Here is a 14109-nt window from a genome sequence, read left to right as displayed (position 1 = left end):
CATAAAGCCGCGGCCTGAATCGGTAATGGACCCGCGGTAGCGCCCCGCGTTAGTTTGCACCATGACCCCATCTGTTCGCGAAGTTCGCCCGTATTGGGCACGCCGCCTGCCAGTTCGGCTTTTCGTCCGGCCTGTCGTCGGCTGCCTGTGGCTGATGATGCTTGTGTCGGCGACCCATGCCGATGGGTACACGGCCGGCGACACGGGCGACGAGCTTCCTGTCGACGACATGCCGCTGACCTTTGACGAGACCTTCGATGATCTGAGCGTGTCCGCCTGGGGGCCCGGCACCCGCTGGATCGCGCATACGCCGTGGTCGGGGGATTTTGGTGGCGCCCGCTTTGCCAACCCCGGTGAGCGCTCGCCGTTCAAGACTGAAAACGGCATTCTGAGGATCGAGGCCAAGCGCGACCCGGAAGGTGACTGGCAGTCAGGCCTGCTCGCCTCGGTGGACGCCAAGGGCAATGGCTTTGCCCAGCAATACGGCTATTTCGAAATGCGTGCGCGTTTGCCGGTCGGTCCGGGCGTATGGCCCGCATTCTGGCTGATCGGCAAGGACCGCTCGAAGTCGACGGCCGAGATAGACGTGATGGAATTCTACGGTGACAAGCCGGAAGGATACTCCTCTGTCATCCATGTCTGGCATCGCGATGACAAGGACGATTCCCAATTCAGTCGGATCGAGGTATTTCGCGACGCCGACCCCCAGGATTTTCATACCTATGGGGTGAAGATCGATTCCGAATTCATACGGATGTACTTTGACCGGAAACTCGTGTGGAAGGCCGAAACGCGGCCTGAGCACCGGCAGCCGATGTACGTGCTGCTCAACCTCGCGCTCGTGGAAAAAACCGCCGATCAGGCGCCGGATCCATCCCACATGTTCATCGATTATGTCAGGGCATACGACCTTCAATAGGCGCCCCTCGCCAGGTCGTTTTCACCGCGTTTGATCCGGCAAGGTCAGCGCTGCGGGTGGCCTCGAAAATTCCTGCGAAAACAAAAAGATGGAACACGATTCCGGCCGCCTATCGGGCGCCTCGTCCGTGCATAGCCGTGACTTCCATCCCCTTAAGGACTAAGCGGGCCTAACCCTTTTGATGGCGATGCGTCGGTGCGGCTATCCCAATGATCAGCTGTTCATTTTTCGCCACCATGGAATTCTGGCTGACGACGGCATTGCAGCAAAATTCGCGAGCTGCCCATTGCCGGGAGGGCGTTTGAGCCGTCCCGCCGGGCAGTGAGGCGAGAGGGACAGGAGGCGAACGATGGCTGAGTTCCGATTTTTCAGCGCAGTAGATTCGGCGGTGAAGTCCGGGCGCGTGACGGGCCGCTCGCAGGAAACCGTGCACTACGACCCGGAGCACTCGGTTCATGCCGTCGTTCACCGGCACGCCCAGGCGGCTCCGCAGGCGACGGCAATCGTCTTCGACGACCACTCGATCACCTACGGCGAACTTGACCTGATGTCCGATGCGCTTGCCGCCTATCTGATCGATGCGGGCGTCACGAAGGGCGATATCGTCTGCCTCTTCGTCCCGCGCTCCCTCGAAACGATCGTCGCCATGCTGGCCACCCTCAAGGCCGGCGCCGCCTATCTGCCGCTCGATACGACTTTTCCCGTCGATCATCTCGACTACGTCATCGGCGACTGCGAGCCCAAGGTGGTCTTCGTCGATACCCGCTCGCTTGCTACGATGCGCCTTGTGCCGAACGTCAAGGGCACGATCGCCGACCTTCACGCGATCGTCGCCGATCTCGCACAAACCGAGAGGAAGCCGTTCGAGCCGGTACCCTGCGAAGGCGGTGACATGGCCTACGTCATGTACACGTCGGGTTCGACCGGTCGACCCAAGGGCGTCTCCATTCCGCATCGTGGCATTACCCGGCTCGCGCTCGATCAGAACTATGTCGAGCTCGGAAGCGGTGACGTGATGCTGCACGCCGCAACAATCGCTTTCGATGCTTCCACGTTCGAGATTTGGACGACATTGACGAACGGTGGGACCATTGCCGGGTTGCGGGACGGAAATTTCTCGGTCGGCCGGCTTAGGGATGTCATCCGTGACAACGGCGTTACCGCCTCCTTGCTGACCACCGGCCTGTTCAACCTGCTCGCCGATTTCTCCTGCGGCGAACTGCCGACGTTGCGGCATATGATGTTCGGCGGCGAAGTCGCCTCTGCCGAGCACATCAAACGCTTTCAGAAGGCGCATCCGGACTGCCGACTGACAAACCTCTATGGGCCGACGGAAATCACTGTTCTGGCCACCGCCTTCGACATCCCCGCGGGGTTCGACGGCAAGGACGTGCCGATCGGCGGCGCCGTCAGCCATACCGGTATACTGATCGTCGACGAGGACCGTCGCCCGGTCGGGCGCGACATAGAGGGAGAGCTTGTCCTCACCGGCGAGGGCGTCGCCATCGGCTATTTCCGACGCCCCGAGCTGACGGCAGAACGGTTCATCACCATCCGCACCGAACAGGGAGACGTGCGCGGCTATCTGACAGGCGATCTCGCGGTGCTCAGCGACGACGGCATCCTGCTTTTCCGGGGCAGGCGTGACCGGCAGGTCAAGCTGAATGGCAAGCGCATCGAGCTTGACGAGATCGAGGCCGCCTTGCGTCGCGATCCGCGGCTCGCCGACGGTGTCGTCATCTGCCAGCATCTGGATCAGTCGCACAAGCGCATCGTTGGTTACCTGTGCCCACGTGAGGGCACCCGCGCAGACGACGCCGAGCTGATCCGCGACGTGATGGAGAGACTGCGCAACAGCCTGCCCGCCTACATGATCCCGGGTGCGGTGATCGTGCTTGACGAATTGCCATTGCATCAATCGGGCAAGGTCGACCGCGCCAGGCTTCCGCTGCCGGTGGATGCGTTGCCGGCCGAGAACGCGCCAGTCGCCAGTCGGACCGAGGCACTCTTGCAAGACCTCTGGCGCAACGTGCTCAGCCTGCAGGCCGTAGAGCTTGATCGCAATTTCTTCGATCTCGGCGGCACGTCGCTGCAGCTGATGCGGGTGCATGCGGCGCTGGAGGTCAACCTCAGTCGGTCGATCGATGTCGTTGCCCTGTTCAAGCACCCGACCATTCACGAGTTGGCCGGCTTCCTCGATGGAAAGTCGTCGGCCAGTGCCCGAGCGATGACGGCGGCCGAGCGTGCGGCGCTGCAAAAGAAGAACATCTCCCATTTCCGCAGGAGCGCTTCATGACCGTTTTCAACGATGCAGACGACGCCCGCGGTTCGGATCGCAATGACCAGGACGTGACAGGCATTGCAATCATCGGCATGTCCGGTCGGTTCCCGGGCGCCCCATCGGTCGAGGCACTGTGGGATCTGGTGTGCGAGGGGCGGCATGCATTCTCGAAACTGAGGCTGGACGAAATCGAGGATGCATTTACCGATGAGGAACGTGCTGCCGCCAATTACGTGCCAGCCCGGCCGCAGCTTTCTGATGTCGACATGTTCGACGCCGAGTTCTTCGGCATGTTCCCGCGGGAGGCGGCGGTCACCGATCCGCAGCATCGCGTCTTTCTCGAGGTCTGCTGGGAAGCACTCGAGCGGGCCGGATACGATCCTCACCGCTATCCCGGCCTGGTCGGCGTCTTCGCCGGAGCCTCGATGCCCACCTATCTCATCAACAATGTCCTGGGTGAGCGGGCGAAGGTCGAGGAGTTCACCTCCAACTACCAGATCGGCTGCTTCCAGCAGATCGTCGGTTCAGTGACGGACGTTCTAGCGACCCGCATCGCCTACAAATTTAACCTGCGCGGACCGGCGATCGCCATCCAGTCGGCCTGCTCCACGTCGCTGCTCGCCGTGTCGCAGGCCTGCCAGAACCTGCTGACCTACAGCTGCGACATGGCGCTTGCCGGTGGTGTATCGATCACGATCCCGCAACGGCGTGGCTATATCTATCAGGAGGGCGGCATGGTTTCGCCCGATGGTGTCTGCCGGCCGTTCGACGAACAGGCGGCTGGAACGGTTTTCGGCAGCGGCGCGGGCATCGTGCTGTTGAAGCGGTTGGAAGACGCGCTGAGGGATGGCGACAGGATCTTCGCGGTCATTCGCGGCTACGGCATCAACAACGACGGTTCGGACAAAATCGGGTTTACCGCGCCAAGCGTCGAGGGGCAGGCGGACGCGATTTCGTCTGCTCTGGCAAACGCGGGGGTCGATCCTTCGACGATCGGTTATGTCGAATGCCACGGCACCGCGACCCCGCTTGGTGACCCGATCGAGTTCGGCGGATTGCGCAGCGCCTTTGCCGAGGCAGGCGACAAGCGGCAGCTTTGTGCCCTGGGCTCGGTCAAGGGCAATGTCGGTCACCTCGATGCCGCTGCCGGCGTCAGCGGGCTGATCAAGACCGCGCTGGCGCTCTATCACGCCAAGATACCGGGAATGGCGAATTATCAGCGGCCGAACCCGCGCATCAATCTCGACGACAGTCCCTTCTATATTCCCGCCAGCACCACCGACTGGCCGGCCACCGAAGGTCCGCGCCGCGCCGGCGTCAGCTCGTTCGGCGTCGGCGGCACCAATGTGCATCTCGTGCTGGAGCAGGCGCCCGCGTCGCAGGGCAATGTCGACGACGTGGCGCGGGGGCCTCACATTCTGCCGCTGTCTGCCCGCAACGAGGCAGCACTTGCGGCCATGCGGGCGAACCTGCGCGATCACCTGCAGGCGAACCCTGCTTTGCCACTGTCGCAGGTCGCGCACACGCTGCAGACCGGTCGCCGCGCTTTCAGCCATCGCACCGCCATAGCTGCCAACGATATCGAGCAGGCGATTGAGCGCCTCGGCAGCGAGCGCGTAGCAAGTGCCGTTGCCACCGAAAGGCCGCCGATCGCCTTCATGTTCCCCGGCCAGGGCTCGCAATATGTCGGCATGGGCGCGGCACTCTACAGCCGCGAACCGGAATTCACCCGCTGGATCGACAGAGGCACGGAGCTGCTTCGGGCACCTTTAAAAACCGACCTGCGCGATTTCATCTGCCACAGCGGCACGGTGAGCCAGGCCATGGCCGACGAACAGCGCGAGACGCGCATCGCGCAGCCGTGCCTCTATCTCGTCGAATATGCGCTCGCGCGGTTATGGATGAGCCGCGGCTTGAAACCCGATGTCATGATCGGTCACAGCGTTGGCGAATTCGTCGCCGCGACGCTTGCCAACGTCATTTCCTTCGAGGACGGATTGCGGCTCGTGGCCGCGCGCGGCCGCTTGATGCAGTCGCAGCCCCAGGGCGCGATGGTTTCCGTGCGGGCGGATGTGCAGACAGTCTCAGCCTATCTTGGCGACGAGGTCGAAATCGCTGCGGTCAACGCCCCGAAACTCTGCGTGATCTCCGGAACCTTCGCTGCCGTCGATGCTGCGTGCGCTGCGATGGAGCGCGCCGGCATCGCCTTCAGCCGGCTTCACACCTCGCATGCGTTTCATTCCGCCATGATGGACGGCGTCACCGAAGCCCTGCGCGAAGAGACGGCAAAGGTCACCTACGGTACTGCCATAACGCCCTATATCTCCTGCGTCACCGGTGGATGGCAGACGGTTGAGCAAGGCATGTCGCCCGACTATTGGGCGAAGCACTGCCGCGCCGCCGTCCGGTTTTCCGACGGGTTGGCGACCCTTTGCGACGGGCGCAAGCCCGTCCTGCTGGAGGTCGGCCCCGGTCGCACCCTGTCGGTCTTTGCGGCCCAGACGCTCAGCCGCGATGCGGTCACTGCCGTCGTCCAGTCGTTACCGGAACATGACCGCGCGCATGCCGCCGGTGAAACGCTCGCCGAGGCCCACGGCAAGCTCTGGATGTCGGGCTGCGACCTCAACTGGCCGACGTCGTCCGCGAGCAAAACCCCGCTCATTCTGCCCACCTATCCGTTCCAGCGGCAGCGCCACTGGATTGACGCTCCTGCCTCCGCACGGCGCGGCGAAGGCCGGCCGGCATCGTCGGCCGAGCAGCTCCCTGCCGCCGAGCCATCTTCCACCGACACTCAAGCGCAACCGTTTGACGGGATCAAAATCATGAATGTTGCCACACCAGTTGCTGCTGCCAGCCGTATCCCTGCCTTGCAAACCTCCCTCATCACCCTGCTCAGCGACATGTCGGGGGAGGCGCTCGGACCGGGTGAAGCGGGTGCGACATTCTTGGAGCTCGGCTTTGACTCGCTCTTCATCGGCCAGTTCGCGCAAAGGATCGAGAAAGACTACAAGATCAAGCTCTCGTTCCGGGAGCTGCTGAGCAACATTCCCAGCATCCAGGATCTGGCCGCGCATCTCGACCGGCAGTTGCCGCCCGAGCCGCAGCCGGCCCCAGCAGCTACGGCAGCTGCCACGACGCCACTCGCAACGACCGCGGCGCCCGCCGTCGCGGCGCAGACGGCCCTGCCGCTTGCCGTTGCCCCCGTCACCACAGCCGCGACTGTTGCCGGCATCGAGTCCGTCCTCCAGTCGCAATTGCAGATGCTGCAGACGATCGTCACGCAGCAGTTGCAGGTGCTCCAGGCGACAGGTTCCGTCGCAGCCCCTTCCGCACCGTCGACCATTGTTGCGGCGGCGATCGCCCCTCCGATCGCGACGATTGAGCCGCAGCCGGTATCGAAGATTGAGGTCGATCGTGCAGGCGACGGTGAAATCGGCGCCGAGCGCATCAAGCTCTACCGTCCCGGCGCCAAGAGCCTTGCACACGAGATGACGCCGCAGAAGCAGGCGTTCGTCGCCGACCTGATCGCCACTTACGAGGCACGGAACGGGAAATCGAAGAGCTTCACCGGCCAGAACCGGAAGTGGCTCGCCGATCCGCGCACCGCTGCCGGCTTCCGCCAGGACTGGAAGGAGATGGTCTTCCCCGTCGTTTCCGATCGTTCGAAGGGATCGCGCATCTGGGACGTCGACGGCAATGAATATATCGATCTGGTCAACGGCATGGGTCAGACGGCCTTCGGTCACGCACCGGATTTCGTCGTCGAGGCGGTGAAGGCGCAGGCCGACGCCGGGTTTGCCATCGGCCCGCAGACGCCGCTTGCCGGCGAAGTCGCGGAACTGATCGCAGAGATGACCGGGCACGAACGCGTAACCTTCTGCAACACCGGCTCGGAAGCCGTCATGGCGGCCATGCGGGTGGCGCGCACGGTGACCGGCCGGGATCGGATCGTGATTTTCGGCAACGACTATCACGGGCAGTTCGACGAGGTGCTGGTCAAGGGCAAGAATCGGGCTGGTGCGCCGGTCGCGATACCGGTCGCCGCCGGTATCCCTGCCGCCTCCGTCGCCAACATGACGGTTCTTCGCTACGGCGATCCGGAAAGCCTTGAATGGATCAAGGCCAATGCCGGCGATATCGCCGCGGTGATCATCGAGCCGGTCCAAAGCCGTCATCCGGAATTACGGCCGGTCGAGTTCGTGCGCGAGCTGCGTGCTATTGCCACGAAATCCGAATTCGCGCTGGTTTTCGACGAGGTCGTCACCGGCTTCCGTGTCGATCCCGGTGGCATGCAGGCCGTCTGGGGCATCAAGGGCGACATGGCGACCTATGGCAAGGTCATCGGCGGCGGCATGCCGATCGGCGTGCTGGTGGGCGACAGCCGCTTCATGGATGCACTCGACGGCGGATGCTGGAATTATGGCGACGATAGCGTTCCGATGACCGCGCCGACCTTCTTTGCCGGGACCTTCGTGCGCCATCCGCTCGTGCTTGCGGCGGCGCGGGCCGTTCTTCAGCACATCAGGGGCGAGGGCGCCGCACTCTATGGCGCCGTCGCCGATCGCACGCAGGCTCTGGTCGCCGAGATCAATGCGGATCTCGCCCGGCGCGGTATCGCCAAGACCATCAACAGCTACAAGAGCTGGTTCTTTGCCGACTTCGGCAGCGACGATCCGCTGGGCTCGCTCCTCTATGCCAAGATGCGCATGCAGGGTATTCATATCCAGGACGGCTATCCCTGCTTCCTGACGACCGCCCACAGCGAGGCGGATTTCCAGGCGATCGCTGCCGCCTTCCGCACCAGTCTTGATGCGTTCCAATCGGTCGGCATCCTCGGCACGCAACGCCAGGCAGAGGATATCGCGCCAGAGCCTGCTGCTGTGGCAACTGGCCGACCTTCAACGGCGCCGCTGACGGAAGCGCAAAAGGAAATCTGGTTGGCCGCCCAGGTCGGCGATGAAGCCTCCTGCTCCTTCAACGAGTCCTTCACGATGGTTCTGGACGGGCCGCTGGATCGCGAACGCTTGGGCCGGGCGCTTGATGCCGTAGTCGCACGCCATGATGCGCTGCAGATCCGGTTCGGCCGGGCGGGGGATCATTTCGAGTTCATTCCCGATTTCGTGCTCGATGTCGCCGATATCGACCTTGCCGGCGAGAACGATGCCGAGGCGCTGTTGCAGCAATTGATCGACGAAGATGCGCGCACTCCCTTCGATCTTGCCGATGGGCCACTCGTTCGGGCTTCCATCGTCAGGATGACTCCCGACAGCCACCGCCTGGTCTTCACCGCACACCACATCATCTGCGATGGCTGGTCGATCAATGTGCTGATCGAAGAGCTTGCCGCGACCTATTCCGCCCTGATGCGCAACGCCGAGGCCGGGCTCACGACGCCGCTCTCCTTTGCCACCTACGCGACCGATCTTGCTCCCAATGCGGAGATATCGAACGCGACCGAACAATTCTGGCTCGACCAATACAAGGACGTCCCCGATCTGCCGGAAATGCCGCTGGACCGGCCGCGGTCGGATCGCCGCAGCTTTGCCGGCGGCACCGTCACCGGAAGCATCGAGGCGGAAACCTACAAAGCCCTGAAGAAGGCAGGTGCAAAGTCCGGCGCGACCTTGTTTTCGACGTTGCTGGCGGCGCTGCAAATCATGATCTCCCGCCTCTCCGGACAGGACGACATCGTCGTCGCCGTGCCTTCGGCCGGGCAGAGCCTGCTCGACGGCCAGACGCTCGTCGGCCATTGCGTCAACCTCCTGCCGCTTCGCCAGACGGTCTCGTCGGACAAGCGCTTCGACGAGCATCTCAAGGCGACGCAGCAGCTTGTGCTCGGTGCGTTCGAGCACCAGGATTACACCTACGGCACGCTCGTCCGTAAGCTCGGCGTCAAGCGTGACACGCACCGCTTGCCGCTGACCGAGATCCAGTTCAACCTCGAGCGGGTTCCTGACAATCTGGAGTTCGGCGGGCTGCAGACGAAGATCGCGTCGAACGCCAAGGCCTTCTCCAACTTCGATATGTTCTTCAACCTGACCGAAAGCCCCAACGGCGTTCGCATCGATGTCGACTACAATGCCGAGGTCTTCGAGCGCAGCACGATCGAGCGCTGGATCGGCCATTTCGCGACACTGGTTGCGGCGCTGGCAGCCGACATCACCCGGCCGATCCACGGTCTGCCGCTTCTGTCTGCGGCTGAACAGGCCTGGCTTGCCGAGGGCCTCAACGACACGGCCGCCGACTACGATCGCGATGCATTCGTCTTCTCGCTGTTTGCTCGCAGAGCTGCCGAGCATCCGACAGCGATCGCCGTCGAACTCGATGGCAAGACGATGACCTATGGCGAGCTCGAAGGGCGATCCAACCAGTTGGCTTGCCAAATCCAGAAGACCGTCCCGGAGCCGGGCCAGCGCATCGCCCTTTTCGCCGAACGGTCGCTTGAAATGGTGATCGCCCTGCTGGCGATCATGAAATCGGGACATGCCTATGTGCCGCTCGACCCTGCCCATCCTGAGACCCGCCTGTCGCAAACCCTTGAGGTTGCGCGCGTTGCCGGCATGATCTGCGATAGCGACCGGGCAGAGGGCCTGGCCGGCAAGGACGTCGCGATCATCCGCATCGATAGCGACGTCGATGCGACCGGCGCGGCAACTGCACTGCCGAAGGTCCCCACGGACGCGGCGACGCCGGCCTACATCATCTTCACGTCGGGATCGACCGGCGCACCGAAGGGGGTCGAAGTCTCCCATCGCGCCCTGGTCAACTTCCTCACGTCGATGGCGCGGGAGCCGGGACTTGACGATCGCGATACGATCGTCGCGGTGACGACGATCTCCTTCGACATTGCCGGCCTTGAACTCTACCTGCCGCTGATCACAGGTGCGAAGGTGGTGCTTGCCGGCCGGCACACGGTGCGCGACGGTTTTGCTCTGGTGCGGCTCGTCGAAAGCTGCGGTGCGACCGTGCTCCAGGCGACGCCGACACTCTGGCAGATGCTGGTCGAAGCCGGCCTCAGCCGCTCGAACCTCAAGATGCTGTGCGGCGGCGAGCCGCTTCCCAAGGCGCTCGCTTCTTCATTGCTCGGCCTCGGAGGCGAGCTGTGGAACATGTACGGCCCGACCGAGACGACGATCTGGTCGTCGGTGCAACGGATCGAGGATGGCGAAAAGCCGATCACCATCGGCCATCCCATCGCCAACACGCAGCTCCTCATCCTCGACAAGGCCAACCGCGTTGCCGCCATCGGGGTCACGGGTGAACTGCATATCGGCGGCGAGGGCCTTGCCAACGGCTACTTCGCGCGCCCTGATCTGACCGAGAAGGCCTTCGCCGATATCGACATCGGCACGGGAACGGTTCAGCGTCTTTACAAGACCGGCGACGTCGGTCGGCGGCTCGCGGATGGTTCGCTACAATTGCTCGGCCGGCGCGACCAGCAGATCAAGCTGCGCGGTTTCCGCATCGAGCTTGGCGATATCGAGGCTGCGATTTCCAGCGCCGCCGGCGTTCGCCAATGCGCCGTCGTCGCCGCCCCGAACAGCAATGGCGACAAGCAGCTGGTGTGCTATGTCATCCCGGAAGACCTGAGCAGCAAACCCTCGGCATCCGCGCTTGCCGCCCATGCGGAGGCCAACCTGCCGGCGCATATGGTCCCCGGTTTCTGGGTGCTTGAGGAGGCTCTCCCCCAGACGGCCAACGGCAAGCTCGACCGCAAGACGCTCGAACAGCGTGGTTTGCCGCAACGCGAGACCACGGCCATCAGGGTGCCGCCGCGCACCGCCATGGAAACGCAGCTTTGCGAGATCTGGCGCGAGGTTCTGAACGCGCAGGAGATCGGCGTCGAGGACAACCTCTACGCGCTCGGCGCGGATTCGCTGATCATCTTCCGCATCGCCGCCCGCATGCTCGACAGCGGTCTGCGCCTGGAGGCCAAACATCTGATGATGCATCCCTCCATCGCAGAACTCGCCACCTTTGCCGAGACACGCGACGACATCGATCCGAACGGCACCCAGCCGCAGGTCCCTTCGCTGAGAGATTTCCGCAATGGCGCGCGGCGCCGGTTTGAGCAGGTATCAAGAGTATGAAAGAGACAAGCAACACTGCACCTGTCGCCGAACCCACCGTGATTGCGGAGTTCCCCTGTTCCCAGACCCAGTTGCGCTGCTGGATCCTCGACCAGCTGAAGCCAGGCAATCCGGCGCTCAACGTCGCAGTCCGATGGGAGATCCGCGGCGCATTCCGATCCTCGACGTTGGAGGCCGCCTTTCGTACAGTCATCCAGCGTCATGAGGCCCTTCGCACCCGGTTCGTCGAAGTCGGCGGTAGGCCCTGCCAGCAGGTGGTCGACCAAGTCGACTTCAGGATGTCGGTCATCGACCTGCGAAACGTACCTGCCGATCAGCGCGATCAGCGTATCCTCTCGATCGGTGAGGAGACCGCGCGCGCGCCGTTCGACCTCAGCAGTCCCTACCTCTTCCGCGTTTCGCTGCTGATGGTAGAGAACGAGCGGGGCTTTCTACTGATCACCGCCCACCAGAGCTGCTTTGATGGCTGGTCGATCCGCGTGCTTGGCCGCGAGGTCGGCGAGATCGCGGCGGCGCTTGATGCCGGCCGGCAGCCGGCTGTTCCGGACCTGCCGTTGCAATACGGCGATTTCTCGCTGTGGCAGCAGGAGTATCTGAACAGCTACGGTTTCGAGACCGAGAAGTCATTCTGGCGCGAACAGCTGACCGGAGCGTCCTATTTCGAAGTTATTCCCGACACGCCGCGCGGACCGGTCAAGACCAGCCGCGGCAATATCCTGTCCGTCAACAACCCGAGCGAATTCAGCGAGCGGATCGACGCCGCCGCCCGCGCACATAGGGTCTCGCTCTACAGTTTCGGGGCTGCCGTCGTCAGCGCGTTGCTGCATCGCTATACCGGACACGACACCGTCATGTTCGGCTCACAGGTCGCCGGGCGCGACGAGACGGACCTGGAGAACCTCATAGGGGTCTTCATCAACAATGTTGTTCTGCGGTTCGACATGGCCGGTGACATTTCCTTTGCCGAGCATGTGCGTCTAGCAACCGCAACGGTGACGGCTGCCCTCAACCATCACAGAATGCCGTTCAACAAACTGGTCGAACTGGTCAATCCGGTTCGCGATCCCTCGCGCAACCCGCTGATCTCGGTCAACTTCAACCTGCAGAAGGCATTCCTGGAAGACCATCAGTATGGAGGCTTCGAGCTGATCAGCGCGCCGTCGCAATCGCCTGGTGTTATCTACGATCTGAGCTTCATCATGATCGGCAGGCCGAGCGGATGGCGCATGTCGATCGAATACAATGCCGACCTGTTTGAAAAGAGCACGATCGAATCTCTTCTGCGGCTTTGGCAGGAGGCCTATGAAGCGGCGCTGGAACGGCCCTCGGCGCCGCTTTCCTCACTGGTCATCCCTCCGAGGGAGATCAAGACGCAGCGAGTGGAGACGGGGCGGGCAACGGCGATCGAATTGATGCTTGCCGCCCATCCATCGGTCGGTTCGGCCGTGGTGCTGGTCGAAGACGATGGCAAGCGCGTGCATGCTTTCGTCACCCCGGCGCCGACGACCACCGAACCGCTCGATCGCCTCCCAGAGCATCTGATGGACTATCTCGGACGGCAACTTTCGCAATCCGCCATGCCTGGTGGTATCAGCGTGCTTCTCAATTTGCCGCGCGATGCCAGCGGCACCATCGACCGAACCGCATTGCGGATACCGGCGCCGCCGACCACCCTTGCCAAGGCTGTGGCCGATCGCGTTGAGCCAACAGCTGTTCCGGCACCAGTACCCGTATCGGCGGCCCTGATCGACCAGACTAAGGCGCTTGCAGCGATCTGGGCAGAGGTGCTCGGCGTCCCAACGGTCGCGGCCGGCGATAACTTCTTCGCGCTCGGCGGCCACTCGCTGCTGGCATTGCGCATGCTCTCCGGCGCCAGATCGAAGCTTGGGGCCAAGGCTGACCTAGAGCTGCTCTTCAAGCAGCCGACATTCGGGGGCTTTGCCACTGCGCTGTTTGGCGAAGCGCAGGTAAGCGGCACCGATCTGGAACCCGCAAGCGCCAATCCCTGGAGCGTCGGGGCCTGCGGGCGGACCGATGCGCCCTATACGCTCTACACGCTCAATCATCCGTTCCTCTACTACCGGCTTGCGACCGATCTTGGCGGTGCCGTCTCGGTCTATAACGCCAACATGTTCCATGCGGACCTCACCGGCGATCTCGCCTCCATGTCGCTTGAAGAGATCGCTGGGCATGCCGTCGACAGCATGGGCGCAGATATTCTGAAAGGCCCGGTCGGCGTGATGGGGCTCTGCGTCAATGGCGTGCTGGCGGTCGAAATTGCCCGCCAGCTGCGCGAGCGCGGCGCTGATCTTCGCTTCACGGCCGTCATCGATGCCTGGGCACCGGGCTATGTCAAGTCGCAGCCCCGGCTCCGGCGCCTTCGCTGGAACAGCGAGCGCCGCGTGAAGCGCGTCGGCTACTTCACCCGCAAGCTCTTTTCCGGCCGCATCAGCTTCGTCGACTATCTCAGGGAGTTCAACTTCACGCTTGCCCTGCTCAAGCACCTGGGTCTGCGGGCCGGGACCTATTCTCAGGAAGAAGCCGTCAATGCCGATGTTACCGATCTGCTGGTCGATGCGGCCCGCCGCTATCGTCCGCCATCGACGAATGAGAAGTCGGTGCTTTTGTTCCGCAGTGAAGCCACTCATCGCCGCGCGCGCAAGCTGCTGTTCGGCTGGGGTGGTGCAATCGCTGCAGACAGCGAGGTCTTCGACCTCGAAGGCTGGCACGAGGATAGCCTCAACAGCAACAGCATTCAGGCCCTGGCGACCATCGTCATCAACAGGTTCCGCTCCGACGAGCGCTGAACACGACGTGCG

4 protein-coding genes are annotated in these 14109 nt (G+C 63.1%); all 4 read left to right on the top strand.

Annotated elements, in window-relative coordinates:
- Positions 1 to 61 precede the first annotated feature (61 nt).
- A complete protein-coding gene (locus tag ASD02_RS36350) occupies positions 62 to 919 on the top strand; it encodes a glycoside hydrolase family 16 protein (protein ID WP_234907998.1) in 858 nt (285 codons plus the stop codon).
- Positions 920 to 1268: 349 nt separating this feature from the next.
- Entirely contained in the window at positions 1269 to 3215 is a 1947-nt protein-coding gene (locus tag ASD02_RS36345; protein WP_057213005.1) for a non-ribosomal peptide synthetase, read from the top strand.
- Positions 3212 to 11290: a hybrid non-ribosomal peptide synthetase/type I polyketide synthase gene (locus ASD02_RS36340; protein ID WP_057220184.1), complete on the top strand. Its 8079-nt coding sequence runs from the start codon at positions 3212 to 3214 to the stop codon at positions 11288 to 11290. The genes ASD02_RS36345 and ASD02_RS36340 overlap by 4 nt, the downstream gene beginning before the upstream one ends.
- Positions 11287 to 14097 carry a condensation domain-containing protein gene (locus ASD02_RS36335; RefSeq protein WP_057220183.1) on the top strand — a complete coding sequence of 937 codons (2811 nt, stop codon included), beginning with the start codon at positions 11287 to 11289 and terminating at the stop codon, positions 14095 to 14097. Before ASD02_RS36340 ends, ASD02_RS36335 begins: the two co-directional genes overlap by 4 nt.
- The last annotated feature ends 12 nt before the right edge of the window (positions 14098 to 14109 follow it).

It is taken from the genome of Ensifer sp. Root1252 (assembly GCF_001425885.1).
GTDB lineage: Bacteria > Pseudomonadota > Alphaproteobacteria > Rhizobiales > Rhizobiaceae > Ensifer > Ensifer canadensis.
This window is presented reverse-complemented; position numbering and strand designations above follow the sequence as displayed.

Coding starts and splice junctions, on each gene's coding strand:
- ASD02_RS36340 (WP_057220184.1), top strand. CDS start 3,212: ATGACCGTTTTCAACGATGCAGACGACGCCCGCGGTTCGGATCGCAAT.
- ASD02_RS36350 (WP_234907998.1), top strand. CDS start 62: ATGACCCCATCTGTTCGCGAAGTTCGCCCGTATTGGGCACGCCGCCTG.
- ASD02_RS36345 (WP_057213005.1), top strand. CDS start 1,269: ATGGCTGAGTTCCGATTTTTCAGCGCAGTAGATTCGGCGGTGAAGTCC.
- ASD02_RS36335 (WP_057220183.1), top strand. CDS start 11,287: ATGAAAGAGACAAGCAACACTGCACCTGTCGCCGAACCCACCGTGATT.